Source organism: Streptomyces sp. NPDC048211, assembly GCF_043202315.1.
GTDB lineage: Bacteria > Actinomycetota > Actinomycetes > Streptomycetales > Streptomycetaceae > Streptomyces.
Window position 1 is genome coordinate 99,997 of sequence record NZ_JBIDAD010000005.1, and the last position, 24,742, is coordinate 124,738.

25 protein-coding genes are annotated in these 24,742 nt (G+C 71.0%); 13 read left to right on the forward strand and 12 right to left on the reverse strand.

Annotated elements, in window-relative coordinates; all coding sequences use genetic code 11:
- Nucleotides 1-18: 18 nt before the first annotated feature.
- From ACGFZA_RS20070 to ACGFZA_RS20090, 5 genes are all read right to left on the reverse strand, one after another.
- On the reverse strand, nucleotides 19-462 hold the full coding sequence (locus ACGFZA_RS20070) for a response regulator (RefSeq protein ID WP_393680689.1): 444 nt from the start codon (nucleotides 460-462) through the stop codon (nucleotides 19-21).
- Nucleotides 459-2,081: a CHASE3 domain-containing protein gene (locus ACGFZA_RS20075; protein ID WP_393680691.1), complete on the reverse strand. Its 1,623-nt coding sequence runs from the start codon at nucleotides 2,079-2,081 to the stop codon at nucleotides 459-461. Before ACGFZA_RS20075 ends, ACGFZA_RS20070 begins: the two co-directional genes overlap by 4 nt.
- Nucleotides 2,071-3,330, reverse strand: coding sequence for a PP2C family protein-serine/threonine phosphatase (locus ACGFZA_RS20080; RefSeq protein WP_385286617.1), 1,260 nt, complete (start codon nucleotides 3,328-3,330; stop codon nucleotides 2,071-2,073). The genes ACGFZA_RS20075 and ACGFZA_RS20080 overlap by 11 nt, the downstream gene beginning before the upstream one ends.
- Nucleotides 3,331-3,462: 132 nt before the next feature.
- Nucleotides 3,463-3,669, reverse strand: a complete 207-nt coding sequence (locus ACGFZA_RS20085; protein ID WP_385286616.1) for a hypothetical protein — start codon at nucleotides 3,667-3,669, stop codon at nucleotides 3,463-3,465.
- A gap of 26 nt (nucleotides 3,670-3,695) precedes the next feature.
- A complete protein-coding gene (locus tag ACGFZA_RS20090; protein ID WP_393680694.1) occupies nucleotides 3,696-4,586 on the reverse strand; it encodes an RNA polymerase sigma factor SigF in 891 nt (296 codons plus the stop codon).
- Between the two features lie 359 nt (nucleotides 4,587-4,945).
- Between ACGFZA_RS20090 and ACGFZA_RS20095 the strand changes: the two genes are divergently transcribed.
- Nucleotides 4,946-6,430: an SDR family NAD(P)-dependent oxidoreductase gene (locus ACGFZA_RS20095; protein WP_393680696.1), complete on the forward strand. Its 1,485-nt coding sequence runs from the start codon at nucleotides 4,946-4,948 to the stop codon at nucleotides 6,428-6,430.
- 333 nt (nucleotides 6,431-6,763) lie between these two features.
- Complete coding sequence (locus tag ACGFZA_RS20100) at nucleotides 6,764-6,940, forward strand: hypothetical protein (RefSeq protein WP_385286610.1); 177 nt, start codon at nucleotides 6,764-6,766, stop codon at nucleotides 6,938-6,940.
- Between the two features lie 78 nt (nucleotides 6,941-7,018).
- On the opposite strand, the gene ACGFZA_RS20105 is transcribed toward ACGFZA_RS20100, so the two are convergent.
- Nucleotides 7,019-7,393: a fluoride efflux transporter FluC gene (locus ACGFZA_RS20105; protein WP_393680699.1), complete on the reverse strand. Its 375-nt coding sequence runs from the start codon at nucleotides 7,391-7,393 to the stop codon at nucleotides 7,019-7,021.
- Nucleotides 7,390-7,860 carry a fluoride efflux transporter FluC gene (locus tag ACGFZA_RS20110; RefSeq protein ID WP_393680701.1) on the reverse strand — a complete coding sequence of 157 codons (471 nt, stop codon included), beginning with the start codon at nucleotides 7,858-7,860 and terminating at the stop codon, nucleotides 7,390-7,392. The genes ACGFZA_RS20105 and ACGFZA_RS20110 overlap by 4 nt, the downstream gene beginning before the upstream one ends.
- A gap of 203 nt (nucleotides 7,861-8,063) precedes the next feature.
- Between ACGFZA_RS20110 and ACGFZA_RS20115 the strand changes: the two genes are divergently transcribed.
- From ACGFZA_RS20115 to ACGFZA_RS20155, 9 genes are all read left to right on the forward strand, one after another.
- On the forward strand, nucleotides 8,064-9,026 hold the full coding sequence (locus ACGFZA_RS20115) for an urea transporter (RefSeq protein WP_393680703.1): 963 nt from the start codon (nucleotides 8,064-8,066) through the stop codon (nucleotides 9,024-9,026).
- 64 nt (nucleotides 9,027-9,090) lie between these two features.
- Nucleotides 9,091-9,396, forward strand: a complete 306-nt coding sequence (locus ACGFZA_RS20120; protein WP_393680705.1) for an urease subunit gamma — start codon at nucleotides 9,091-9,093, stop codon at nucleotides 9,394-9,396.
- A 2-nt stretch (nucleotides 9,397-9,398) separates the two neighbouring features.
- Nucleotides 9,399-10,352, forward strand: a complete 954-nt coding sequence (locus tag ACGFZA_RS20125; RefSeq protein WP_393680707.1) for a sirohydrochlorin chelatase — start codon at nucleotides 9,399-9,401, stop codon at nucleotides 10,350-10,352.
- Nucleotides 10,349-10,795 (forward strand): urease subunit beta, encoded by a 447-nt coding sequence (locus ACGFZA_RS20130; RefSeq protein WP_393680709.1) that lies wholly within the window; start codon nucleotides 10,349-10,351, stop codon nucleotides 10,793-10,795. The genes ACGFZA_RS20125 and ACGFZA_RS20130 overlap by 4 nt, the downstream gene beginning before the upstream one ends.
- Nucleotides 10,795-12,519 carry an urease subunit alpha gene (ureC, locus tag ACGFZA_RS20135; protein ID WP_385285496.1) on the forward strand — a complete coding sequence of 575 codons (1,725 nt, stop codon included), beginning with the start codon at nucleotides 10,795-10,797 and terminating at the stop codon, nucleotides 12,517-12,519. Before ACGFZA_RS20130 ends, ureC begins: the two co-directional genes overlap by 1 nt.
- 5 nt (nucleotides 12,520-12,524) lie before the next feature.
- Nucleotides 12,525-13,277: an urease accessory protein UreF gene (locus ACGFZA_RS20140; RefSeq protein WP_393680712.1), complete on the forward strand. Its 753-nt coding sequence runs from the start codon at nucleotides 12,525-12,527 to the stop codon at nucleotides 13,275-13,277.
- Between the two features lie 28 nt (nucleotides 13,278-13,305).
- Entirely contained in the window at nucleotides 13,306-13,926 is a 621-nt protein-coding gene (ureG, locus tag ACGFZA_RS20145) for an urease accessory protein UreG (protein ID WP_385285500.1), read from the forward strand.
- Nucleotide 13,927: 1 nt separating this feature from the next.
- On the forward strand, nucleotides 13,928-14,887 hold the full coding sequence (locus ACGFZA_RS20150; protein WP_393680714.1) for an urease accessory protein UreD: 960 nt from the start codon (nucleotides 13,928-13,930) through the stop codon (nucleotides 14,885-14,887).
- 33 nt (nucleotides 14,888-14,920) lie between these two features.
- On the forward strand, nucleotides 14,921-16,270 hold the full coding sequence (locus ACGFZA_RS20155; protein WP_385285504.1) for an ammonium transporter: 1,350 nt from the start codon (nucleotides 14,921-14,923) through the stop codon (nucleotides 16,268-16,270).
- Between the two features lie 116 nt (nucleotides 16,271-16,386).
- On the opposite strand, the gene ACGFZA_RS20160 is transcribed toward ACGFZA_RS20155, so the two are convergent.
- From ACGFZA_RS20160 to ACGFZA_RS20170, 3 genes are read right to left on the reverse strand one after another with little or no spacing between them, the layout of a single operon-like run.
- Entirely contained in the window at nucleotides 16,387-17,823 is a 1,437-nt protein-coding gene (locus ACGFZA_RS20160) for a lipase maturation factor family protein (protein WP_393680717.1), read from the reverse strand.
- Between the two features lie 24 nt (nucleotides 17,824-17,847).
- Entirely contained in the window at nucleotides 17,848-18,372 is a 525-nt protein-coding gene (locus ACGFZA_RS20165) for a DUF1990 family protein (protein WP_385285507.1), read from the reverse strand.
- Nucleotides 18,369-19,220 carry a YndJ family protein gene (locus ACGFZA_RS20170; RefSeq protein WP_393680719.1) on the reverse strand — a complete coding sequence of 284 codons (852 nt, stop codon included), beginning with the start codon at nucleotides 19,218-19,220 and terminating at the stop codon, nucleotides 18,369-18,371. Before ACGFZA_RS20170 ends, ACGFZA_RS20165 begins: the two co-directional genes overlap by 4 nt.
- 156 nt (nucleotides 19,221-19,376) lie before the next feature.
- Here ACGFZA_RS20170 and ACGFZA_RS20175 point away from each other — a divergent pair, with 156 nt between their 5' ends.
- On the forward strand, nucleotides 19,377-20,633 hold the full coding sequence (locus ACGFZA_RS20175; protein WP_393680721.1) for a DUF6777 domain-containing protein: 1,257 nt from the start codon (nucleotides 19,377-19,379) through the stop codon (nucleotides 20,631-20,633).
- A gap of 241 nt (nucleotides 20,634-20,874) precedes the next feature.
- On the opposite strand, the gene ACGFZA_RS20180 is transcribed toward ACGFZA_RS20175, so the two are convergent.
- Nucleotides 20,875-22,302 (reverse strand): carotenoid oxygenase family protein, encoded by a 1,428-nt coding sequence (locus ACGFZA_RS20180; protein ID WP_393680723.1) that lies wholly within the window; start codon nucleotides 22,300-22,302, stop codon nucleotides 20,875-20,877.
- Nucleotides 22,303-22,527: 225 nt separating this feature from the next.
- On the opposite strand from ACGFZA_RS20180, the gene ACGFZA_RS20185 reads away from it, so the two are divergent.
- Entirely contained in the window at nucleotides 22,528-23,124 is a 597-nt protein-coding gene (locus tag ACGFZA_RS20185; protein ID WP_393680725.1) for a hypothetical protein, read from the forward strand.
- Nucleotides 23,125-23,309: 185 nt separating this feature from the next.
- On the opposite strand, the gene ACGFZA_RS20190 is transcribed toward ACGFZA_RS20185, so the two are convergent.
- A complete protein-coding gene (locus tag ACGFZA_RS20190) occupies nucleotides 23,310-24,677 on the reverse strand; it encodes an FAD-dependent oxidoreductase (protein ID WP_385285517.1) in 1,368 nt (455 codons plus the stop codon).
- Between the last annotated feature and the right edge of the window lie 65 nt (nucleotides 24,678-24,742).

The window sequence follows — 24,742 nt, forward strand, 5'->3', positions numbered from 1 at the left end:
GGCCGATGTCAGCGGATATTACGCCCGTCCGGGAAGCCGCACCACGGTCACGAAGAACTCGTCGATCTGGCGGACCGCCGCGATGAACTGGTCGAGGTCGACCGGCTTGGTGACATAGGCGTTGGCGTGCAGTTTGTAGCTGCGCAGGATGTCCTCCTCGGCGGAGGACGTGGTCAGCACGACCACGGGGACGAGTGAGAGCTCGGGGTCCTGCTTGATCTGCTCCAGCACCTGGCGCCCGTCGTACTTGGGCAGGTTCAGGTCGAGCAGGATCAGGTCGGGACGCGGGGCGTCACCGTGCGCGCCGCGGCGGTAGAGGAAGTCGAGCGCCTCCTGCCCGTCGCGGACCACATGGAGCGTATTGCGGATCTTGTTGTCCTCGAACGCCTCACGCGTCATGAGCTCGTCGCCCGGGTCGTCCTCGACGAGAAGGACCTCGATGGGCTGTACGGGGTTGGTCACGCGGTGTCTCCGAGGATCTCGTCGGGGCCGGCCGTCTCCCCGGCGGCTGCCGGGGAGGTGTCGGCGTCGGCGGGCAGGCAGAAATGGATGCGGGTGCCCTGGCGGGGTTCGGGGTCGAGCCAGATCCGGCCGCCGTGGAACTCGATGATCTTGCGGCAGAGGGCGAGTCCGATGCCCGTACCGTCGTACTCGTCACGGGCGTGCAGACGCTGGAAGATGACGAAGACCTTGTCGGCGAACTCGGGGGCGATCCCGATGCCGTTGTCCGTCACGGTGAAGTGCCAGACGTCCTCCTCCCGCACACAGCCGACCGTGACGACGGACGGCTCGTCGGGGCGGCGGAACTTCACGGCGTTGCCGATCAGGTTCTGCCAGATCATCGCGAGCGTCGTCGCGTCACCGTGCACCTCGGGGAGCGGGTCCGCACGCACGACCGTGGCGCCCGCCTCCTCGATGACCAGTGCCAGGTTGGCCAGGCCCCGGTCCAGAGCGTGGTCGAGATCGACGGCGCTCCAGCTGTCGTGGACCCGGCCGACCCGGGAGAAGGTGAGCAGGTCGTTGATGAGCACCTGCATGCGCTTGGCGCCGTCGACCGCGAAGTCGATGTACTGCTTGCCACGCGCGTCCAGCTCGGTCCCGTACCGCTTCTCCAGCAGCTGGCAGAACGACGCGACCTTCCGCAGCGGCTCCTGGAGGTCGTGCGAGGCGACGTAGGCGAACTGCTCCAGCTCGGAGTTGGAGCGGCGTAGCTCCTCCGCCTGCTGGGCCAGCAGCTCCTCGCGCTCCTGGGAGGCATCGAGCTCCTCGACCAGCCGGCGCCGCATGTCCTCGACGGCGGAGGCCACCGCCCTTACGTCGGAGGGCCCGCGCACCTGGATCCGTCGGCCGAAGGTGCCGGACCGCACCTGGCGGGAGGCCTCGGCCAGGGCGTTGAGCGGGCGTCCCACCACCCGGTGCAGCAGCAGGCTGAGGGCGATCACGCACAGGACGAAACAGGCCACCAGTGCGATCAGCGCCCGGTCGCGTGTGGCGCGCGCGTCGTCGAGCTGGTCCCGCGCGTGGTCTCTGGCGGCGTCGAGATGGGACTGCTGCACGGTGTAGAGGCGCCGGAGCGTGTCGAAGGCCGCCTTGCTCCCGGCGGTCCTGGTGGACGACCGGCCCTCCGGGCCGTCGCGCCGGACGGAGGCGATCAGCGGTTCGGCATGTTCCGTGCGCCACTTCGCCGAGGCGGCGGCGATCCGGTCCAGATCGTGGTCGTACGGGTCGCCGGCCCCCATGGCCTCGCGGACCCGGGCCATGCGCCGCTGCTCGTCGCGCTTGCCGTTCGCGTACGGCTGCAGGAAGGAGGGGTCCCCGGTGAGGGCGTAGCCGCGGACGCCCGTCTCCTGGTCGAGCAGCGCGTTCTGCAACTGGAAGGAGGCCGAGCGGGCCGGCTGGATACGGTCGACGAGTTCGGTGGTCCGGTCGGATATTCGGGCCAGGACGAGTCCGCCGACCACCAGGCATCCGCAGACCACCAGGACGAAGCAGCCCAGGATCAGATGGACCCAGTTCTGGACCGACAGCCGCGCCAGCCGTCCCGGCCGCTGCGGGGTGTCGTCCGGTGAGTCACTGCTCATGAGGTGTCCTTTTCCAAGCGAGATGCAGCACGGCCACGTCGTCGGCGAGGCCGCCGTACGGAGCGGCCCCCTCGGAGGCGCCGGCGACCAGCGCGTCGACGAACGGCCGGGCCGTCAGTGCGGACCGGTCCCTGGCCATGGCCAGGAGGCCTTCCTCCCCCAGCCGGGTGTCCGGTCCGGTGCGGCCCTCGAACAGGCCGTCGGTGAAGAGTACGAGACCGGCGCCGGGTGCCAGCGCGTGCTCGGTGGAGACCCACTGGCCGTGACCGGGGAGTAGGCCGAGCGCGATGCCGCCCTCCGGCTCCACCCACTCGATGTCGGTTCCCTGGCGCAGCAGGAGCCCCGGGTGTCCCGCCCTGACGATGAGGACGTGATCCCCGCCGGGGGGCAGGACGAGCGAGGTGACGGTCGCGAATACATGGGGGTCGGAACGTTCCGCGACGAGGATCTCCTCGAGCAGCGCGAGCTGTCCGAGCTGGTCGGTGTCGCACAGGACCGCGGTGCGCCAGGCCACCCGCAGGCAGACCCCGAGCGCGGCCTCCGCGGCACCGTGTCCGGACACGTCGCCGATCACGGCGTGGACGGTGCCGTCGGGTCTCTGGACCACGTCGTAGAAGTCGCCGCTGAGCAGTCCGTGCGCGCGGCCCGGCTCGTAACGGGCGACGGCCTCGAAACCGTCGTCGTTCAGCAGCGGGACGGGCAGCAGCCCTCGTTCGAGGCGGGCGTTCTCCTGGGCCATCAGCTGGGTGGCCCGCAGGGCGGCCGCAGCCCGCTCGACCTGCTTGCGCTGGAGGGCGTAGCGGACCGCGCGCGACAGGGCCTGCGGGTCGATCCGTCCCTTGACGAGATAGTCCTGCGCACCGGCGGCCACCGCGTCGAGCCCCGCCTCGGCCTCCGCCAGCCCGGTCAGCACCACGATGGCGGCGTCCGGAGTGGTCTCCAGGATCCGGTTCACGGCACTCAGGCCGTGTACGTCCGGAAGGTGCAGGTCCAGCAGGACGCAGACCGGTGTCCGGTGGCCGCGCAGGAAGGTAAGCGCCTCGGTCAGGGTCTTGCACCAGGTGAGTGCGGAGTCCAGCTCGCCGTCGGCGAGCATCTCCTCGACGAGCAGGGCGTCGCCGGCGTCGTCCTCGACCAGGAGGATGGCGGCGTTGAGGTCCCAGACAGAAGGCCGTTCGGCCGGTGCGGAGCCGGCCTGCACCGGAAACGCCGCCGCGACCGTGTGCCGGGAGTGGGAACTGGTGCGCATCTCAGCCACGGTTCACCCTCTCGTCGCGTCCGAGCGGGTGCCCGTCGTCGCCCCGCAGCATATGTGAACGACGCCCGCCGCTGTGCGGTCGGGCGTCGTCCGGCGGCCGGTCGTGTACGGGACCCCGGTGGTTCAGCTCGGGGGGATGTCGCCGGTGACCTTCTCCAGCCTGAGCAGATCGTGCGGGGTGATGCCGGCGAGCCCGGACACCACGTCGATGCCGGCGCCCGCGCGGACCGCGAGCACCGACTCCAGCTCGACGTCCGCGCGGGCGGCGTCGACTGCCGCCTCGGCGTCCCGGAGCCGGTGCACGGCCAGTTCCAGCGGGGAGAGATCCATGGACGGGATGCTCTCATGCGCCGGGCTCATGCTTCGACGGACATCCCTGCGCGAAGCTGCTTGATGATGCGCGCGATCAGCCGGGAGACGTGCATCTGCGACACCCCGAGCTCGGCACCGATCTGGGACTGCGTCATCTCCTGGCCGAAGCGCATCTGCACGATCCTGCGCTCGCGGTCGTCGAGCTGTTCCAGCAGCGGCGCCAGCGTGTGGAGGTTCTCGACGGTGTCCATCCCCGGATCGACTTCGCCGATCACGTCGGCGATGGACCGCTGGTCGTTGCCGGAGTCGGTCTCGGCCGAGGGCGTGTCCAGGGACCCGGCCGAATAGCCGTTGGCCGCGACGAGCCCCTCGATGATCTCCTCCTCGGGGAGGCCGAGATGGCCGGCGAGTTCCTTGACCGTCGGGTCGCGGTCCAGGTCGGCGGCGAGCTGCTCCTTCGCCTTGGCGAGATCGACCCGCAGCTCCTGGAGCCGTCGCGGCACGTGCACCGCCCAGGTGGTGTCCCGGAAGAAGCGCTTGATCTCCCCGACGATGTAGGGGACGGCGAAGGTGGCGAACTCGACCTCGCGCGAGAGGTCGAAGCGGTCGATGGCCTTGATCAGCCCGATGGTACCCACCTGGATGATGTCCTCGGTGTCGTCGCCACCGCGGTTGCGGAACCGCGAGGCGGCGAACCGCACCAGCGTGAGGTTCATCTCGATGAGGGTGTTGCGCGCGTACTGGTACTCGTGCGTGCCCTCTTCGAGGACCTGCAGTCGGTCGAGGAAGACCTTCGACAGGGCGCGCGCGTCCTTCGGGGCCACCTTGCCGGTGTCCTCGATCCACGGCAGCTCCGAAGCTTCCGCACCGCCGTGCCCGGGCAGCGTGCGCGCGTCGCCGAGGGTGGTGCCGGCCTGCTCCGTCGTGCTCGTCATGATGTCGCCCCTCCATGTTGCCAAGTGCGTTGGCCCTCGTGTGCCCGGTAATGGCGAGGTCATGCCGGACGGGCGCGATTTTTTTCCGAAGGCCGCCGCGGGCGGGGCCGGCCGCGACGGATCGTCCGGGCACACGCACCCCGACGGCCATCGCGGGCGGGGCCGCTCCCGCGCCCGAATGGAGCAACGCCCGGGGCATGGCAAACTTGACGGGGGCGTTCGGCCCGCAGTGCGGCGGCTTTGCGCAGAAGCCCGCGGCCGGGTCTCAGCCCGTGGATGTCAGTCCTCATGAGCCCGGCTCGGTGGCGCGCCACGGTCCGCCGAGAGAATCCGGCGGCACAAGCAACAGAGGAACGGCAATGACGGTGACAGAGGACGGCCCGGAGCTCGTGCCCGGTATCGAGGAGTTCGGTCCCGGCATCGACCCGGAGCGGCTGGCCGTCTGCCTGAGCGTGCTCGACGAGCTCGATTCCATCGAGGTGGACCACCCGGACGCCATCGCGGTGCGCCGCGCCACCGCCGGTGTCTACCGCACCGTGAAGCAGCGGCGCCGCCAGGAGCGCCGCGCCGCGAAGACGGCGCACGACAAGGCCGTGACCGAGGCGACCGCGACCGGCTCGGCCGAGCGCATCGACGACGAGACGCAGGGCGTCCTGCCGTCGTCCTCCGCCGCTTCCGAGATCGCGGGTGTCCTCCAGCGGCCCAGGTCCTGCTACATCTGCAAGACGCGGTACGTCGAGGTCGACGCCTTCTACCACCAGCTCTGCCAGGACTGCGCCCGCGAGAACCGCGCCCGGCGCGACGCGCGCACCGACCTCACCGGCCGCCGGGCACTGCTCACCGGCGGGCGCGCCAAGATCGGCATGTACATCGCGCTGCGGCTGTTGCGCGACGGCGCGCACACCACGATCACCACGCGCTTCCCCAACGACGCGATCCGCCGCTTCAAGGCGATGCCGGACAGCGACGAGTGGATCCACCGCCTGAAGATCGTCGGCATCGATCTGCGCGACCCGGGCCAGGTCGTCGCGCTCGCCGACTCGGTGGCCGCCGAGGGGCCGCTGGACATCCTGATCAACAACGCCGCACAGACGGTCCGCCGGTCCCCGCAGGCGTACAGCGAACTGCTCGGCGCCGAGTCCGCCCCGCTGCCCGCGGGCGAGCTGCCGGCCGCCGAAGTGATCGGCACCTTCGGCAGCGGCACCGTCGACCGTGTGGCCGCGCTGCCCGCCGCCCGCAAGGAGGGTCTGAGCGCGCAGGACGTCACCGAGCTGGCCCTGGTGACGGGGTCGGCCTCGCCGGCACGCATCGCCGCCGGCACCGCGATCGACGCGGGCGGGCTCGTCCCGGATCTGCACCACACCAACAGCTGGATCCAGACAGTCGACGAGGTCGATCCGATCGAGCTGCTGGAAGTCCAGCTCTGCAACTCCACCGCGCCGTTCATCCTGATCAGCCGGCTCCGCCCGGCGATGGCCGCGACCGCCGCCAAGCACTCCTACGTGGTCAATGTCTCCGCGATGGAAGGCGTGTTCGGCCGTGGCTACAAGGGTGCGGGCCACCCGCACACCAACATGGCGAAGGCCGCGCTGAACATGCTGACGCGCACCAGCGCCCAGGAGATGTTCGAGAAGGACGGCATCCTGATGACCGCAGTCGACACCGGCTGGATCACCGACGAGCGCCCGCACCCCGACAAGATGCGCCTCGCCGAGGAGGGTTTCCACGCCCCGCTCGACCTGGTCGACGGCGCTGCCCGCGTCTACGACCCGATCGTCCGCGGCGAAGCGGGCGAGGCGATGTACGGCTGCTTCCTCAAGGACTACGCCCCCGCCAACTGGTAGGACACCTCGTCGTCACAGACCCGGTCCGGGAACCCTCCTGGGCCGGGTCTTTTCCGTGGATGGTGGCTGAAAGTGACCCAGAGCACACGGTCCATCGAGCATGGAAGCGCTCATTTGGTTACGCTGAGGGGAACGGACGCCATCAGGGAATCCACGAAGGTTCCTCGACCGTCCTGGGACAGGCCCGTCAACCGGGCCGCCGTCCCGCCCCACACCCGGCGCCACCGCGACCGAACAGATCCTGCCCTGCCCCGCACCATGGGCGGTCGACCACCGGATAGGAAGCCGGGACGTCGGATGCGCCCGGGGCTACGCGACACAAAGGAGTGCGCGGTGACGACACCAGAACTGACGAAGCACGAACAGGGGACGGCCGAACGGTACGGAGAGCGGGCCCGCAGGCCCGAGAAGCTCCGGAACATCGAGGTCTGGGCCAGGTCCGCTCCGATCCGGCTGGCCGGCTACGAGGACGACCTCGCCGAGCCGCACATCCTGCCCGGCGTCGACTGAGTGCTTCCCGTGCGAGCTCCGGCCCGCCCCTCGCCGGGGGCGGGCCGGAGCTCGTTCGTGCCGCGGTGTGCACGCAGGTCAGAAGAGCGCGTTCGCGACGGCGGCCCCGGCGAACGAGAGTCCCACCCCCGCGCAGACGGTGAGCAGCAGATAGCCCGCCGCCAGGCTCAGCCGACGGGCGGACGTCAGGGTGAGCAGCTCGTAGGAGAACGTCGACCACGTCGACAGGGCCCCGCAGAACCCGGTGGCCAGGAGCAGGTTCAGCCGGGTTCCCAGCTCGCCGTCGGACACTGCCTCCGCCACGAAGCCGAGGATCAGGGCCGCGCCCGCGTTGGCCGCGAAGGTGCCCCACGGGAAGGCGGTGTGGAGGCGGTACTTCGCGTCCACACCGAGCAGGTAGCGCAGCGGCGCCCCCACCAGTCCGCCGGCGAGTACGAGCAGCCAGTCGGTCATGAGGCCTCGCTCCCCTCTCCGTAGGAGCGTCCGAAGGCGAAATGGGCCGCGAAGGCGCCTGCGGTCACGGCGGCCAGCGCGGCGACCACGGTCAGGAGCAGGCAGCCGACCGCGTATCCGGGCTGTTGGTTCTCGAACAGCTCCCGCACGTTGTCCGTGTAGTGCGAGAACGAAGTGAACCCGCCCAGCACGCCCGTACCCAGTAGTGGACTGATCAGCCGGGGCGCGCCGGGGAAGCGCAGCTTCAGGGTGACCATCAGGATGCCCATCAGGAAACAGCCCACCGTGTTGACCAGCAGGATCGTCCACGGGAAGGCCGATGTGCCGGTCGGCCACAGGCGCTCGGCGCCGTACCGGGCCGCGGCTCCGGCGGCGCCTCCGACGGCGACGGCCCCCACCACCGACAACTGCACGCCGGGATGGTGATCGGGGTGACTGCGGCGGTGCAGCTGCATCTTGAGGGACATGCCGCGAATCTACGGAGCCGACGGGGGGCGGCCCGGGCCCGCACGCGGGCAGTCGAGGCTCAGTACCTGACTGGGGGAACCGGGCAACCACATAACGCGACATACCGGTCACCCTGTGTCTTGATGTGGGTTGTAAGGGTTTTGGTTCTCTTCCCCTCCGCGGGCCGGGAGAACTCCTCACTCCCGAGACGTTGGAGCCAGCCTTGCCCCTCGCCGAGCCGGAAACCGTTCGGCGGCTGGAGACGCGTCAGCCGTCCGCATACATCCTGGCGTCCCTGCGGGGTGTCGGACAGGTGGACCTCCAGCCCGGTCTGCTGACCGGTGCGGCGATCCTTGCCGCGCTGTGGGTGGCGGGCTGGGAGACCGGTCTCTTCGCCACACTCGGCACACTGATCGCCACAGCGACCGCCTACGCCCTGGCCGTCGACCGCGCGAGCATCACGCCCGGCCTCCAGGGGTACGCCGGCTGCCTCACGGGGATCGCCCTCGTCTCCTCGTTGGGCAACCATCCGGCCACGTACGTGCTGACGGTGGTCGGCGCCGTCATGTGCACCCTCCTGATGGCCGCCCTGGGCACCTTCCTCGCCCCTTACGGACTCACGCCCCTGACCGCGCCGTTCTGTCTGGTCTCCGGAGTCATGGTGCTGGGCGCCCCTTCGTTCGCGCGGGTCTGGCACGGCCCTCCGGCCGCCGTCTCCAGCACGACGAGCGGTGACACCGGACTGTCGTGGAGCGACCTGTGGCACGCGTTCTTCAACAACGTCTCGCAGGTCTTCCTGGTCGAGAGCTGGTACGTCGGGCTGATCATGCTCGTCGGACTCGCCCTGGCCGGCCTGCGCGTCGTTCTCTACGCCGCGGCAGGCAGCGTGATGGGGATCGTCGCCGCCTGGGCGCTGGGCGCGCCGACGGCGCTGATCGCCAACGGCATCTACGGCTACAACGCGGTGCTCGTCGGCATCGCCGTCGGTGCCGTCTTCATGGCCAACACGGTCTGGACGGGGGTCTACGCACTGTTCGGCGCGGCGGCGACCACTGGCCTCACCGCGTCGCTGACGTCCTTCTTCAAGTCGTTCGGCGGCCACACCTTCACCTGGCCGTTCATCCTCACCACCTGGGTGCTGATGGCGGCCGTACCTCTGCTGCCCCGGCTGCGCCGGAGCGAGTGACCGCTCCCGGCCGGCACCGGCCCTCCCGCCCTCAGCCCGTACATCACCGAGGAAGGTACTGACGATGAACCTCGCACCTCGCGAGATCGACAAACTGCTGGTCTACGTGGTGGCCGACCTGGCCCGCAAGCGCCAGGACCGCGGCCTCAAGCTCAACTACAGCGAGTCGGTCGCGCTGATCACCGAGGCGATCCTCGAAGCGGCCCGCGACGGCAGGAGCGTCGCTGACTGCATGGAACTGGGCCGTCATGTCGTCGGTGAGGCCGACACCATGGACGGCGTGCGGGAGATGCTCGGCCTGCTTCAGGTCGAGGCGTCCTTCGTGGACGGGACCAAGCTCGTGTCCTGCCACGACCCCATCGGCGGCTGACCGTGGCCGAGCCCGTCGCCGTCATCGCCGTGTGCGGTCACGAAGCCGCCTACGGGCGTGCGCTGGAGGGCGTCGTGGACGCCGGGGTCGGCATCGTGCCGAGCGGGCGCGAACTGTTCCGGAGCATCGCCGCGAACGGCCGCCGGGGCGCGGAGACGGTGGTCGTCCCCATGACGCTCGGCCGCGATCCCGAACTCGTCGCGGACGCCGCCCGCACGCTCCGTGCCGTACCCGCACGTGAGCGCGGCACCGCCGTGCTCGCCGAACCGTTCGGCACCGCCCAGCACCTGGTCGCGTGGCTGCGGGCGGCAGCGGGCCGGGCGCCCGCGAGCTCCGCGCTGCTGGTCACCGCCCCGTCGGGCGACCCGTTCGAGGACGCCGAGCTGTACCGGATCGCCGCGCTCGTACGCCGCTACGGCCGGCACGGCCTGGTCGAGGTGGCGTTCACCGGGGGAGACCCGGATCTGGCCGAGGGCGTCCGCCGGTGCCTGCTGCTCGGTGCGGAGCGCGTGACGCTGCTCCCGGCCGCGTTCGCACTGCCGGATGTGCCCGGGACGGACACGGTGCCCGCCGAGGTGGCCGGTCCGCTCATCCCGGCGTCGGCACTGCGGCGCGTCCTCGGTGAGCGGGTGGCCGACGCGCTGCGGCGCCGCCGTGAGCACGGGGACGACGGCGTGGCGTCCGGACTGACGGCCGCCGACAACCACGGCCATTCCCACACGCATCCGGCCGGCGAGGGACACGGTCACGGCCATCCCCACACGCATCCGAACGGTGAGGGGCACGACCACGGGCACGGCCATGCGCACCCCCACGCCCCGGGTGAGGAACACGACCACGGGCACGGCCACCACCACGATCCGGGCCACCGGCACGAGCGCGGCCCCGGACCCCTGCACACGGACCACCACCCGTCCGCCCCCGGCGCGGACCGAGTCATCGGGAGCATCGCATGACGTTCCGTCAGAAGTATCTGTACGGCAAGGGACCGATCGAGCTGAACGCGGGCCGCCGCACGCTGAAGGTCACGGTCAGCAACACCGGAGACCGTGCCGTGCAGGTCGGTTCCCACTACCACTTCTTCGAGGTCAACTCGGCGCTGTCGTTCGACCGCCAGGAGACGCTCGGCATGCACCTCAACATCGCCGCCGGCACCTCCGTCCGGTTCGAGCCCGGCGGCTCGCGCGAGGTGGAGCTGTGCGCGTACGCCGGAACCGGCCGTCTCGTCGGTTTCAGCGGACTGCTCAACGGCAGCCTCGCCTCCCACCCCGCCCGTGTCGAGGCCGTCCGCAAGGCCATCGAGCAGGGCTTCGAGGGCGCGCAGGGCGTCACCCCCGGCGCCGCCAGGGGTTCCAAGGGCTCCAAGGCCACCAAGGAAAAGAAGAAGGGTTCGCGCTGATGCCCATCCTGCCCCGCAAGCAGTACACCGACATGTTCGGCCCGACGGTCGGCGACCGCTTCCACCTCGCCGACACCAACCTCATCGTCGAGGTCGAGAAGGACTACAGCGAGGGCCAGTACGGCGACGAGGTCGTCTACGGCGGCGGCAAGACCATGCGCGACGGTATGGCCGCCGACCCGCAGGCCACCGCCGCCCAGGGGGCGCTCGACACCGTCATCACCAACGTGGTCGTCATCGACCCGATGGTGGGCGTCGTCAAGTGCGACATCGGCATCAAGGACGGCTTCATCGTCGGCATCGGCAAGTCCGGCAACCCGCAGACGCAGAACAACGTCGATCCGGACCTGGTCATCGGTCCCGGCACCGAGGCCATCGCGGGGGAGCACCTCATCGCCACCGCGGGCGCCATCGACACCCACGTCCACCTGATCGCCCCGCAGCAGGCCGAGCAGGCGCTGACCAACGGCATCACCACCCTCATCGGCGGTGGCACCGGTCCCTCGGACGGTTCCAACGGCACCACCTGCACCCCCGGCCCGTACAACATCGGCAAGCTCCTCCAGGCCGCCGAGACCATGCCGGTCAACCTCGGGATCATGGGCAAGGGCAACGGAAGCCTGCCGGAGGCGCTCAATGAGCAGGTTGTCGCGGGTGCGTGCGGGCTCAAGGTGCACGAGGACTGGGGCGCGACCCCGGCCGTCATCGACAACGCGCTGAACGTCGCCGACCGGTACGACGTCCAGGTGTCCATCCACACCGACAGCCTGAACGAGAGCGGCTTCTTCGAGGACACCCGCTCCGCGATCGACGGCCGGGCCATCCACACCTTCCACAGCGAGGGCGCCGGCGGCGGTCACGCACCCGACATCCTGCGCATCGCCGGCGAGCCGAACGTCCTGCCGTCCTCCACCAACCCGACGCTGCCGTACACCGTGAACTCGGTGGACGAGCTCCTCGACATGGTCATGGTCTGCCACCACCTCAGCCATGACATCCCCGAGGACGTGTCCTTCGCCGACAGCCGGGTCCGGGCCGAGACGATCGCCGCCGAGTCGGTGCTGCACGACCTCGGCGTGATCAGCATCTTCTCCTCCGACTCCCAGGCCATGGGCCGCATCGGCGAGTCCGTCACGCGCGCGTTCCAGACCGCGCACCACTGCAAGGACAAGCTCGGCACGCTGGAGGGCGACTCCAGCCGCAACGACAACCAGCGGGTGCTGCGCTACCTCGCCAAGGTCACGATCAACCCGGCCATCGCCTCGGGCATCTCCGACCACGTGGGTTCGATCGAGAAGGGCAAGCTCGCCGACATCGTGCTCTGGCCCATCCACTCCTTCGGTGCCAAGCCGAAGATGGTGATCAAGGGCGGCATCATCTCCTGGGCGCAGATGGGCGACCCCAACGCCTCGCTGCCGACGCCGCAGCCCGTCATCTACCGGCCGATGTTCGGCCAGTACGGCAAGGCGATGCAGGCGACACACGCCACTTTCATGTCCCAGGCGGGCATCGCGGCCGGGGTGCCCGCCGCGCTCGGCCTGGAACGCACCGTGCTTCCCGTACGCCGTACCCGCACCATCGGCAAGCACAACATGGTGCGCAACGACGCCCTGCCCGACATCCAGGTCGACCCGGAGACGTTCAAGGTCACGCTCAACGGCAAGGTCGCCACCATCGACCCGGCCGAGAAGCTGCCCCTCAACCATCTCTACTTCCTGGTCTAGGGCCGATGTACCGCGATGAGGGCGACACCGCCGCAGACAGCGCGGCCGCGGTGACCGGGACCGGTAGCGGCACGGGGCTCGGACCGTTGCTGGTCGGCCTCCAGCTGACCGACTCCGCGTTCCCGAGCGGCTTCTACACGCTGTCGCACAGCCTGGAGGGCTTCGCGCAGGCCGGGGCCGTCGACTCCGGCAGTCTGCCGCTGCTGCTGGAGGACCTGCTGCTGCACGGTGTCGGTCCCGCCGACGCCACCGCGCTCGCCCTCGCCCACCGTGCGACGGCGGCCGGGGACCCGGCGGCCGTCGTCCGGATCGACGAGCACCTCCTGGCCACCAAGCTCGGCCGCGAGATGCGCCAGGCGGCCACCCGGACCGGCCGTCAGCTCCTGGACCTGGGCCAGGAGGTCTTCGGGCGGCCGGAGATCGCCGCCTACTTCGACCGGGTCGTACGGCGCGAGGCACCCGGAACGCAGGCGGTGGCCGCAGGGGTCATCTACGCGGCGACCGGCGTCCCGGTCCGCCAGGCCGTCGCCGCGGACCTGTTCGCCTTCTGCGTCAGCTTCGCGGGCGCCGCCCTGCGGCTGCGGCTGACCGACCACCGTACGACGCAGACGCTGATCCGGGGCGCCGCCCCCGTCATCGAGAAGACCGTCGAGGCCGCACTGCGGCGCGAGCTCGACGACGTCGGCGCCACCGTCTTCGCGTCGGACATCATGTCGGGCCGTCATGAACGCGCCGAGGCCCGGCTCTTCGCCAGCTGACATCCACCCGAATCACACAGGGAGCACCATGGACGACAACGTACTGCGGGTCGGCATCGGCGGACCGGTCGGGTCGGGCAAGACCGCGCTCATCGAGGCGCTGGTCCCGCTGCTGATCGCGCGCGGCCACCGCCCCGCCGTCATCACCAACGACATCTACACCCAGGAGGACGCCCAGCACGTCCGCCGCACGCTGGCCGGGGTCCTCGAACCCGAGCGGGTCGTCGGGGTCGAGACGGGCGCCTGCCCGCACACCGCCGTGCGCGACGACCCCACGATGAACCTGGCGGCCGGCGCGGAGATGCTGGAGCGCTTCCCGGACACCGACACCCTGCTCTACGAGTCGGGGGGCGACAACCTCACGCTGACGTTCAGCCCCGCACTCGTGGACCTCTTCATCTTCGTCCTGGACACGGCGGAGGGGGAGAAGATGCCCCGCAAGCGCGGCCCCGGTATCACCGACTCGGACCTCCTCGTCATCAACAAGATCGACATCGCGAAGTACGTGCGCACGGACATCGACGTCATGGAGTCCGACGCCCACCGGGTACGCGACAACCGCCCCGTGGTGCTCACCGACTGCCTCACCGGCGTCGGTATCGACGACATCGCCGGCTACCTCGAATCGCGCCGCAAGGTGCTGATCTGACATGCGGCTCGCCCCGTACCGGCCCCGCGCCGACCGGCTGGCCGAGGAGTACTACGCCGCGGTCCGCGTCCCCCCGGACGTGGCGGCGCTGGCCTCCGCGCCGGACACGCTCGCACCCGGCTCCCCGGCCAAGGTCGGCATCCTGGACCTGGCCTTCGCGGTACGGGGCGAGCGCACCGAACTCGTCGAGCGCTACCAGAAGACGCCGCTGCAGATCATGCGTCCGCTGTGGATCGACCCCGGGATGCCCGGCATGAGTTACGTCTACATGATGGCGACCGGTGGCGGCATCGCCCAGGCGGACCGCTACCGGATGGACTTCCGCTGCGGTCCGGACACCCAGGTCCATCTGACCACCCAGGCCGCCACCAAGATCTTCCGGATGGAGCACGACTACGCGAGCCAGCGTGTGCACCTGACGGCGGAGGCCGGGAGTTACGTCGAGTACCTGCCGGACCCGCTGATCCCGTTCAAGGACGCCCGCTTCTACCAGCGCACGGAGGTGACCGTCGCACCCGGCGCCACCGTCGTCGTCGGCGAGACGGTCACCGCCGGCCGGCTCGCCCGCGGCGAACGGCACGCGTACCGGGTGCTCGCCACCGACCTGCACGTCAGCCGGCCCGACGGCACGCTGCTCGCCGTAGACACCCTGCGCCTGGCTCCCGGCGTGCGGGGCGAAGGAGCCCTCGGCCCCGGTGTGTTCGCCGGCCACGACCATGTCGCCTCACTCTTCGCCGTGACCGACCGGGTCCCCGCCACCGAACTCGCCGACGCTCTGCACGGGGCACTCGCCGGGCTCGGCGTCCTGTACGGGGTGAGTGTGCTGCCCCGGGACTGCGGCGCCTGGGTGCGGCTGCTGGACGACAGCCCGATCCGGGTTGCCGCCGCGCACGAGGCCGTGCGCCAGGCCGTACGGCGCCTGCTCACCGGTCACGCGGCCCCCGACCTGCGCAAGCCCTGACCCCTTCCCGCCGACCCACACGAGGATCCGCCGATGAACACCGCTCCCGCGCCGATGCCGGCCGCGTACGACTCCGGGGACACCGCCTGGCTCCTCGCCGCGACCGCCATGGTGCTGTTGATGACGCCGGGTCTCGCCTTCTTCTACGGCGGCATGGTGCGCACCCGCCACGTGCTCATGATGATCAAGATGAGCTTCGCCGCGCTGGCGTTCGGCACCCTCGCCTGGTGGGTCATCGGATACACCCTCGCGTTCGGCCCGGACGTCGGCGGCGCCGGGCTCATCGGGAACCTCGATCACGTGTTCATGCACGACATCGAGCTGAACACGCTGACCGGAGCGATCCCCACCTACATCTACAGCACCTTCCAGATGGGCTTCGCCATCATCACGGTGGCCCTGGTCAGCGGATCGATCGCGGACCGCGCCACGATGAAGGGGTGGCTCGTCTTCGTCGTGCTGTGGCTGCTCATCGTCTACATCCCCATCGCCCACTGGGTGTTCGACACCGACGGCTGGATCGTGAAGCACCTCGGCGCCCTCGACTTCGCCGGCGGCCTGCCGGTGGAACTCAACTCCGGGGTCGCCGGTCTCGCGGTCGCCCTCGTGCTGCGCGCGCCACGGGACTTCGCCCGCCGCGAGGAGCGCCCCAACAACATTCCGCTCGTGGTCATCGGCGTGGGCCTGCTCTGGTTCGGCTGGTTCGGCTTCAACTCCGGTTCCGCGCTGACGGACCAGGGCACCGCCGCCGCGGCCTTCATCAACACCCAGCTCGGGGCCGCGGGCGCCATGGTCACCTGGCCGCTGGTGGAGAAGTGGCGTACCGGCAAGGTCACCACCATGGGCGTCGTCTCCTCCGCCGTCGCGGGGATGGTCGCCATCACCCCGGCCTGTGGTGAGATCGACACGCTCGGCGCGGTCATCACCGGTCTCGTCGTCGGTGCGGTCTGCGCCTTCGCGGTCACGCTCAAGTTCCGCTTCAACGTGGACGACACGCTCGATGTGGTGGGCGTGCACGGCGTCGGAGGTCTCATCGGTCTGATCATGGTCGGGCTCTTCGCCACCGCGCGCATCAGCGGCAAGGAGGGGCTCTTCTACGGGGGCGGCTGGGGGCTGCTCGGCAAGCAGCTCGTCGCCGTCGTCTCCGTGATCGCCTTCTCGTTCATCCTCACCTGGCTCATCGCCAAGGCGGTGGACCTGACCGTCGGATTCCGTGCCAAGGAGGAGTACGCCAAGGTCCCCGGCGAGGAGGAGGAGCGCGCGTACGACTTCCAGACGGCCGAGCGTCTCGGCGCGCTGGTCTCCGGCAAGCCGGCGTCCGAGGACGACGAACTCGTCAAGCAGATCCGTACGTTGCTGCGGTCCCGCGAGAGCGGGCGGTAGCGGGGCTATGCCGCACGGCCGGCCGGTCTCTTTGCCGGCCCGGTGCACCGGGGGCGGCCCGCTCGTGACCGGCATGCGCGGCGGCGGTCCGCGGGAGCGGCGAGCGCGCCGGGTGTTCAGGATCGCCCGGGCGCGCCGAGCGGCGAGGGACCCGGCGGCTCGGGGCGCATGAACTCCCGCACGTAGGTGCGGTGCCACCAGTTCCCGGTGGCCCGCAGTTCGCGCCAGGTCGTGTACCGGTAGCGGTACACCCTGGCGCGCACGTGTGCCGGCGGCTCGTCCGGGAACGGGTTGTGCCGCAGCAGCCGCAGCGTGTCCCGGTCGTTGTCCAGCAACCGCTCCACGAACGGTCCGAACCAGGGCCTGGCGTAGGCGGGCGAGAGCGCCGCGAACCACATCATCCAGTCGAGCCGCAGATGGTACGGGGCGAACTGGCGGGGCAGCCGCCCCGGATCGCCCGGCTTGCCGCGGAATCCGTACTCCCGCCACACCGTGCCCGGGCGGATCACCTGTTCGTCGGTTCCCTCGACGACCACCTCCATCCGGACCCGGCTGATGCTGCCGAACGCGCCGTAGGTGTTGACCAGGTGCAGCGGGTCGAAGGAGCGGTTCATCACCTGCCGGCGCGAGAGCAGATTGCGGGCCGGATGGTAGCTGAGGGCCACGACCAGCACGGTCACGGCGATGACCACCACCTCGTACCAGAGGGGCGCCCCGGCCTGTGCGGGCGGCTCGGCGACCGGGGACCAGTCGACGGCCGACAGGGCGAGGGCGATCGTCAGCCAGTTGAGCCAGGCGAAGTTGCCCGACAGCACCAGCCACAGCTGGGTGAGCACCATCAGTCCCGCCGCCGCGCCCGCCACCGGCTGCGGGGTGAAGAGCAGCACCGGCACGAGGAGCTGGGTCACATGGTTGGCCGCCACCTCGGCACGGTGCAGCGGCCGGGGGAGGTGGTGGAAGAACCAGCTCAGCGGGCCCGGCATCGGCTGGGTCTCGTGGTGGAAGTACAGACACGTCAGCTTGCGCCAGCACGCGTCGCCACGGATCTTGATCAGCCCGGCGCCGAACTCCACCCGGAACAGCACCCAGCGCAGCAGCCACAGCACCAGCACCGGTGGCGCCGTGTGCGCGTTACCGAGGAAGACGGCGAGGAACCCCGTCTCCAGAAGCAGCGACTCCCAGCCGAAGCCGTACCAGACGCCGCCGATCTGCACGATCGACAGATACAGCGCCCAGGGAAGGGCCCACAGGAGCATGGACCCCCACAGAGGTACGAAGCGGTCCGCACCCGCGAGCAGGGCGACGGCGAGCACGCAGCCCGACCAGGCGACGACGGCGAAGAACCGGTCGGAGTAGTGGAGGCGGAAGAGCCCCGGCGCGGCACGCCAGTCCGTGCGCCGCAGCAGTTCGCGGGCGGGCAGCATGCCGCGCTCGCCGATCAGCGCCCGGAACTGGAGCGCGGCGGTGAGGAAGGCGGTCAGATAGATGACGGCCAGGGCCTTCTGGAAGAGGAGCCGGCCGAGCCAGTACCCGTCCGCGGTGAACCAGTCCATTACTTCCAGTATCGGCCCACCGCCTCAGCTCCGGGGCGTGCGCCCTTCCGCGACGATCCGGCGGAGCGTGCGCCCGAGCCGGCGCGCGTACCAGTGCTGCGCCATCGGCACGAGCGGTCCGGCGAGCCGGGTGTACCAGCGGACGGGCCGGCTGAACGCCATCACGGTGAACGAGACCGTGCCGTCGTCCGCCAGCTCGGCCACGAAGCACTCCTCGCCGCACTCGGGGTGACGGGTGAGTGTTCCGTACGCGAATCCGATGCGTTCGGGTCCGTACTCGGCCCAGATGATCCGGCAGGGCGCCGAGAGCCGGAAGGGGCCGGCCTCCAGCGCCACCCGAACGGACGCACCGGGCTCGGCGCGTGGAGCCGAGGCCCTGACCCGCGCCCCGGAGACGCGGTGCATGCGGAACTCGGTGATCGCGGCGCCCGCGGCCTCGAAGTCGGCGCGCCCGTGTCCGATCCGGGTGCGGTGGTGCAGGTGGTGGTAGCCGTCGGGGAGCGGGCCGAGCCGGGTGGCGCCCACCTCCGGATACGTGAGCGTGCTCATGCGGACCTTCCTTCGTGGGGGCGGTGGTTCAGGCGTTGCCAGGCCAGCACCGAGCAGAGGGCGAAGCCCAGCGCGTTGCCGACGCCGTGTGTGGCGGCCATCCAGGCGAGGGTGGGGTGCGGGAGACCGGTGGCCTCGCCCAGAGCCCAGCTCAGGGCGAGCACCATGGTCGCGGCGAGTACGGCGGCCGAGGCGGCGAGCAGCAGCCGGGTGGTCAGGTCGCGGGCCGTGGGCCGAACCGTGCGCCAGGTCAGGAGGGCGACGGTCCACATCCCCGCTGTCAGGACGACCGCCCCCGCCAGTTCGGCCCAGTCGCCGATGAAGTAGCCGATCAGGACGAGCAGGGTGCCCAGCGGCACACTGAGCGCCGCGAACCGGCCTGCCGCGCTGTCGGTCACGCGGCCGACGAGCCCCGAGACCAGTGCGGCGGCGAATCCGGCGAAGTGGAAGTGCGGCACGGTCAGCGCCAGGATCCCGAGGCCGAAGCCGAACAACGGACGCCCCGAGCGCTCGGCGACCAGCGCGGTCGCGGCGACGGCCGGGGCCGCCAGCGCGGTGAGCAGGGCGATCTCGGCGGGTGCCGTCCGCCACGACAGCAGTGGCTGCGGGCGCCGGACGACACGGGCCGGAGCGTGCAGGGCGAGGAGTATGGCGCCGAGCCCGTAGCCGAGAGCCAGGACGGTCGCGGCCGGTCCGCGCGGCAGCCAGAGGGCGACGGCCCCCGGCACGGCGAAGACCGGCCACAGCCGGCGTATGCGCGCCAGCTCCGGCGCGTCCGCCAGGGCCAGTCCCGCGGGCACGATCACCAGCATGCCCAGCATCACGATCAGCCCCACCAGGACCGACATGGCTCCGCCCTCCCCACACTTGAACGTGTTCAACTGCTGCCGGAGCTGACTCTAGGGCCTTTCTTGAACGCGTTCAAGGTGGTCGTCGCACGTCTTCCCGAGCCCTGTGCGCGCCAGGGGACCCCGGCTTGCGGGGGAGAGGGAACTACGGCAGACATGAGGGAACCACCCGGGACCGGTGACCAGGCAGGAGACCTCTTCGTGCACGCACCGATACGCATGCGCCGCGCCGTGCTCGCCGTGCTGTCCGCCGGCATCCTCGTCACCGCGGGCTGCGCCCGGGAGGCGGGGAGAGGCGGTCCCGGCACCGAGGGAACGGCCGACGCCGGGGAGGTCCTGCTCCAGCCGGCCGCGGCGCGGGGACCAGACCCCTTCACGAGGTCCACGGTGGAACCGGCCGGTGCCGCGCCTCCCACGATCGCCCCTCCCACAGCCCGGCCGCGGACGGCGTCGCCCGGCGACGGGGACCCGCACACCCTTCCGGGATCGACCCCCGGCCTCTACGGGGGTACCCGCTCCGTCGCCTCCTGCGACGTCGGGCAGCAGATCAGCCTCCTCGCGGCCGACCCGGCCCGGGAGGAGGCCTTCGCGCGGGCCGCGGGCGTGCCCCGGTCCGGCGTCCCGGCCTTCCTGCGCGGCCTGACGCCCGTGGTCCTGCGGGCCGATACCCGCGTGGGCAACCACGGTTTCCGTGCGGGCTCCGCCACCGCCTTCCAGTCCGTGCTCCAGGCGGGCACCGCGGTGATGGTGGACCGGCATGGCCTTCCGCGCGTCCGCTGCGCCTGCGGCAACCCGCTGAGCCGGCCAGCCGGGGCAGGGGACACACGGCGTGCGCAGGGCGAGCGGTGGTCGGCCTACGACCCGGCGCGGATCGTCACCGTCGCACCCGCCGCGAAGCCCGTCACGGACCTGGTCGTCGTCGACGCGGACCACGACAGCTGGATGGCGCGGCCGGTCGGTGACGAGGGGGCCCGGGACCATGTCCCCGAGGTGCCGCCGCCCTATGCTCCCGGCACCGACATCACCGGGCCGCTGCCCGACGTGCCTCCGGCGAAGTCGAAGGAACCGAAGGTGCCGGAGAAGCCGGGGAAGTCCGCGACGCCGCCCCCGTCACCCTCCACGCCGGCGCCCGGGGACTGCCCGACCCCCGGCGACCCGACGCCGCCCGGCGAGGCGGTCGCGGCGACGGACGGGCCGACGGGTGCGCGGGTCCCGGCAAACTGCCCGCCGACCGCCGTGCCGTCCGACGGCCCCACCGAGGAGTACCCGGAGCTCCCGACGGGCGAGCCGACCGGTGTTCCCGCCGACCCGGACGAGCCGCCGCAGGACCTCGTGCCGCTCATGACCGAGGAACCGCAGACCTCCATCCGGCTGCCGTGGCAGGACGACACGGAGGCGTCGGTCGAGGGCTGAGCGGCCGTGCCCCCAGACCGATGGCGACGGTGTCCTCGGGGGCCCGGCCGCCGGCGTCGCGCATGCCGGGCGGGGCGGGTTCCCTGTGTGGCGCCGACGCGAGGGGGTGTGTCTCCCGGTTGCCTCCGCCCGGCGTTGGTGCGGCGCTGTCTCGCGGCGGGCAGGAGAGCCGTGCCCCGGCTCCCGGTCCGGACCCGAGCCACCGCGTCGGAGCCGGACGGCGGCCCCGCGGTCCGGCTCCTCACTCCTCGGTGGGAAGCCAGTTGCCGTGCAGCCCCAACGGGACCCGTACCGGGATCCGCACCCGGGCGACCGGGCCGGAGCCGGGGTCGTCGGCGGGGATCACGAGCAGCCAGCTGGTGTTGTCCGTACGGTCGGTGGCATACGTCATCCAGTGGCCGCCCCCGCCGGGACCGGTGCCGGGTGAGGGTGCGAAGACCGGCTCGCCGACGGACAGGTCCCCGGCCTGCCACACCACGCTCGTCCCCGACGTGTCCCCGCCGTCGTACCAGCGCAGGGCGTCGAACTCGCCAGGGAGCAGGTCCGGGTTCCCGGAGTCGGCTGCCACGGCGAACTGCCGGTGCGGCCGGCCGATCAGGCGGTCGTCCGTGCGGGGGAGTTCCATCCGGGCGTCGTCCAGTACGGTCCGCCGCATCGTGCCTGCCTCGGGGTCGATGACCGCGCGGACGAGGCCGGCGGTGTTGGGCGCCCGCGAACCGTCCGGCGCGCCCAGGGAGAGGCGGGTCCACTGCACGTAATCCAGTACGACGTCGCCGGCCTCGGTGTCGTACGCGTTGACCGTGTGCCACAGCCAGAAGGCCTCGTCGGACGCCCACCGGACAGGGCCGCCGTCGCGGGGGACCAGGGCCACCCGGGTGCCGCGCTCGGGCCGCCAGTCGATCATGGACCCGCCGTTCATCGCCGCGGCGATGTCGAAGAACACCGGGGCCAGCACGATCACCAGGAACCGCTCGGTCAGCCCCATGTCATGGATCATCATCGGTTCGTCGAGCCCGTCGACCGTGGTGGGACCGCGTGTCACGGTGCCGGTCGGGCCGATGGCCGACCAGGTGAGGTAGGGCGGCTCCAGGCCGTAGCAGAAGACCATCATCTCGCCGGTGACCGGATCGGTCTTCGGGTGCGCGGTGATGCCGGCCGGCAGCGCCCCGCCGAACGTCTCCTTGCCGACCGTCTCCAGATCCGGCGTCATCAGGAACGGGCAGTCGGATTCGGCGAGGGCCAGCAGGCGTCCCGCGTGGCGCACCACGTTGATGTCCGGCAGGTCCCGGAACGTTCCGGCCAGCTCCGGTTCCACATCCGGGACCTGAGGCATGATCAGCGATTCGATACCGCCCCACAGGGCCCGGCCCGCGCGTTCCTCGGCGACGACGGCCGGTGTCCGTACGAAGCGGTTGCGGTACCTCGCCCGGCCGCCGGACAGCCACACCCCGTGCAGCATGCCGTCCCCGTCGATCGGATAGAGGAACGAACCGATGGGGCTGAAGCGGGGGTTGGGGCCGTTGCGCAGGAACAGGCCGTCGAGCTCGTCCGGCAGTTCGCCGAGCACCTGCAGTCCGGCCTCGTCCACCTCGTCGGTCACCGGGGCGAACCGGCCCGACAGATGGACGACGCGGGTCGGGTCGAAGCTCCGTGAGGCATGTGCGGCCATGACGGCCTCCCTTGCCGGGACGTGTGAGCACCTGGATGCGTGTCGCGCCGATCCTTCATTCAATCCCCGGCCCGGGCCCGCTGCAACGCGGATGCGCAGGGGCGGGGATGCGGGGGGCGGGTCCGGGCGCCACCATGGAACGTGCGGGGATGCGGGGGGCGGGTTCGGGCGCCACCATGGAACGTGCGGCAGGATGTCGTACCGGGCCACACCCGGAGGTGTGCGGTGACCCAAGCCAAATCCGGGCGTCGGACCGGGAATCTGTTCTTCGCGTTCGCCCCGTGGATCATCTTCGACATCATCGCGGGACCCAGTACCTGGGAGTACGCCGCGCTGGCCGGCCTGGTCGCCGCCGTGGTGCTCAATCTGCCGGACATGCGCAGGGGTTCCTTCAAGGTGCTGGAGGTCGCCGGGATCGTCTTCTTCGCGGTCCTCAGTGTTCTGGCGCTGTTCCTGGACCGTCAGGATCTGCTCTGGCTGGAGAGGTACGCCCAGGTCCTCTCCAGTGGGGTGATCGCGGTGGTGGCCCTCGGATCGCTGGCGTTCGTCCCGTTCACCGAGCAGTACGCGCGGGAGACCACTCCTCGCGAGGTATGGGGCTCGCCCGCCTTCCGTCATGTCAACCGGGTGCTGACGCTCGTGTGGGGAGGAGTCTTCGTCGCCACCGCGCTGCTGGGCCTGCTGGCGGTCCATACGTCGTCCGGTTCCGACTGGTACAACTGGGTCATCCCGGTCGTCCTGCTGGTCCTGGCGGTCCGCTTCACGGAGCGCTACCCGGACCAGGTGCGCGAACGCTCCCTGAGGGCGCGCGGCGCCCCGTGAGGCCGCCTCCGTCGCCGCTTTCGGTCCAGACCTGTTGACGGAGGGCCTGGACCACTGGGACGGCTCCAAGAACTGGACCTTCGGCGACAACGTCAAGGCGCTGCAGGGCCGCTGACGCGTCCCGGCATGACGGCGGCCCCGGAACCTCCCCTTGCGCGGGGCGTTCCGGGGCCGTCGCCGTGGTGTCAGTTGCCGGGCTCCGACGCGTCCAGCATCGCGTCGCGCTCCACGACCTTCACCCGCTCGCGGCCCTGCGGCTCGCCCAGCGCGCGCTCGTGCGCGTCGAGGCGGTACCAGCCCTCGCGGGTGGTGTAGCGGACGCCGCGGGACTCCAGGTACTCGGTCACGGCGGCGGGCTCGGGCTGCGCGGGGGCGGGCAGCCGTCCGGCGGTGTGGTCCTCCAGCAGGCAGGCGACCGTCTCGTTGGCGTCGCCCTTGGTGTGCCCGATCAGGCCGATCGGGCCCCGCTTGATCCAGCCGGTGACGTACACCGACTCCATCGGCTCGCCGCCGGCGAGCACCCGCCCCGCGGCGTGCGGGACCGTGCCGGACGCGACGTCGAAGGGGAGCTTGGGCAGCTCCTGCGAGTAGTAGCCGACCGCGCGGTAGACGCTCTGCACGTCCCAGTCGTTGAACCGGCCGGTGCCCTTGACGTTGCCGGTGCCGTCCAGCTCGGTGCGCTCCGTCCGCAGGCCGACGACCTGGCCGTCCTCGCCGAGGATCTCCACGGGGGACTCGAAGAAGTGCAGGAAGAGCTTGTGCGGCCGGTCGCCGACGTCGCGGATCGCCCAGTTCTCCAGCGTGGAGGCGACCATGTTGGCCTGCTTGTTGCCGCGCCGGGTCTCGATCGAGCCCGCGTCGTAGTCGATGTCCTCGGGGTTGACGATGACCTCGATGTTCGGCGAGTGGTCGAGCTCCCTCAGCTCCATGGGGCTGAACTTCGCCTGGGCCGGGCCGCGACGCCCGAAGACGTGCACCTCCAGCGCCTTGTTGGCCTTGAGGCCGTCGTGGACGTTGGCGGGGATCTCGGTCGGCAGCAGTTCGTCCGCGGTCTTGGCGAGGATGCGGGCGACGTCCAGGGCCACATTGCCGACACCGAGCACGGCGACCTTCTCGGCCTCCAGCGGCCAGGTGCGCGCGACGTCCGGGTGGCCGTCGTACCAGGAGACGAAGTCGGCGGCACCGTGCGAGCCGTCCAGGTCGCTGCCCGGTATGTCGAGGGCGCGGTCGGCGTCCGCGCCGGTGGAGAAGATCACGGCGTCGTAGAAGGACCGCAGCTCGTCCAGGCCGATGTCGTTCGGGTAGTCGACGTTCCCGAAGAGCCGGATCTGGGGCTTGTCCAGGACCTGGTGCAGCGCCTGCACGATGCCCTTGATCCGGGGGTGGTCCGGTGCCACGCCGTAACGGATCAGGCCGAAGGGGGCGGGCATCCGCTCGAACAGGTCGATGGAGACGCCCGGCTCGGCGGCGGCATCGGATTTGAGCAGCGCGTCCGCTGCGTAGATTCCGGCGGGGCCGGCTCCGACGATGGCTACGCGGACGGGGCGTGTCATGGCGAGCTGTTCCTTAGGACGAACGAGCAGGAGCGGGGCGGGCCGTGGTAAGGCTTGGCTTACTC

Coding starts and splice junctions, on each gene's coding strand:
- ACGFZA_RS20075 (WP_393680691.1), bottom strand. CDS start 2,081: ATGAGCAGTGACTCACCGGACGACACCCCGCAGCGGCCGGGACGGCTG.
- ACGFZA_RS20080 (WP_385286617.1), bottom strand. CDS start 3,330: ATGCGCACCAGTTCCCACTCCCGGCACACGGTCGCGGCGGCGTTTCCG.
- ACGFZA_RS20085 (WP_385286616.1), bottom strand. CDS start 3,669: ATGGATCTCTCCCCGCTGGAACTGGCCGTGCACCGGCTCCGGGACGCC.
- ACGFZA_RS20090 (WP_393680694.1), bottom strand. CDS start 4,586: ATGACGAGCACGACGGAGCAGGCCGGCACCACCCTCGGCGACGCGCGC.
- ACGFZA_RS20095 (WP_393680696.1), top strand. CDS start 4,946: ATGACGGTGACAGAGGACGGCCCGGAGCTCGTGCCCGGTATCGAGGAG.
- ACGFZA_RS20105 (WP_393680699.1), bottom strand. CDS start 7,393: ATGACCGACTGGCTGCTCGTACTCGCCGGCGGACTGGTGGGGGCGCCG.
- ACGFZA_RS20110 (WP_393680701.1), bottom strand. CDS start 7,860: ATGTCCCTCAAGATGCAGCTGCACCGCCGCAGTCACCCCGATCACCAT.
- ACGFZA_RS20120 (WP_393680705.1), top strand. CDS start 9,091: ATGAACCTCGCACCTCGCGAGATCGACAAACTGCTGGTCTACGTGGTG.
- ACGFZA_RS20130 (WP_393680709.1), top strand. CDS start 10,349: ATGACGTTCCGTCAGAAGTATCTGTACGGCAAGGGACCGATCGAGCTG.
- ureC (WP_385285496.1), top strand. CDS start 10,795: ATGCCCATCCTGCCCCGCAAGCAGTACACCGACATGTTCGGCCCGACG.
- ACGFZA_RS20140 (WP_393680712.1), top strand. CDS start 12,525: ATGTACCGCGATGAGGGCGACACCGCCGCAGACAGCGCGGCCGCGGTG.
- ureG (WP_385285500.1), top strand. CDS start 13,306: ATGGACGACAACGTACTGCGGGTCGGCATCGGCGGACCGGTCGGGTCG.
- ACGFZA_RS20150 (WP_393680714.1), top strand. CDS start 13,928: ATGCGGCTCGCCCCGTACCGGCCCCGCGCCGACCGGCTGGCCGAGGAG.
- ACGFZA_RS20155 (WP_385285504.1), top strand. CDS start 14,921: ATGAACACCGCTCCCGCGCCGATGCCGGCCGCGTACGACTCCGGGGAC.
- ACGFZA_RS20160 (WP_393680717.1), bottom strand. CDS start 17,823: ATGGACTGGTTCACCGCGGACGGGTACTGGCTCGGCCGGCTCCTCTTC.
- ACGFZA_RS20165 (WP_385285507.1), bottom strand. CDS start 18,372: ATGAGCACGCTCACGTATCCGGAGGTGGGCGCCACCCGGCTCGGCCCG.
- ACGFZA_RS20170 (WP_393680719.1), bottom strand. CDS start 19,220: ATGTCGGTCCTGGTGGGGCTGATCGTGATGCTGGGCATGCTGGTGATC.
- ACGFZA_RS20175 (WP_393680721.1), top strand. CDS start 19,377: ATGAGGGAACCACCCGGGACCGGTGACCAGGCAGGAGACCTCTTCGTG.
- ACGFZA_RS20180 (WP_393680723.1), bottom strand. CDS start 22,302: ATGGCCGCACATGCCTCACGGAGCTTCGACCCGACCCGCGTCGTCCAT.
- ACGFZA_RS20190 (WP_385285517.1), bottom strand. CDS start 24,677: ATGACACGCCCCGTCCGCGTAGCCATCGTCGGAGCCGGCCCCGCCGGA.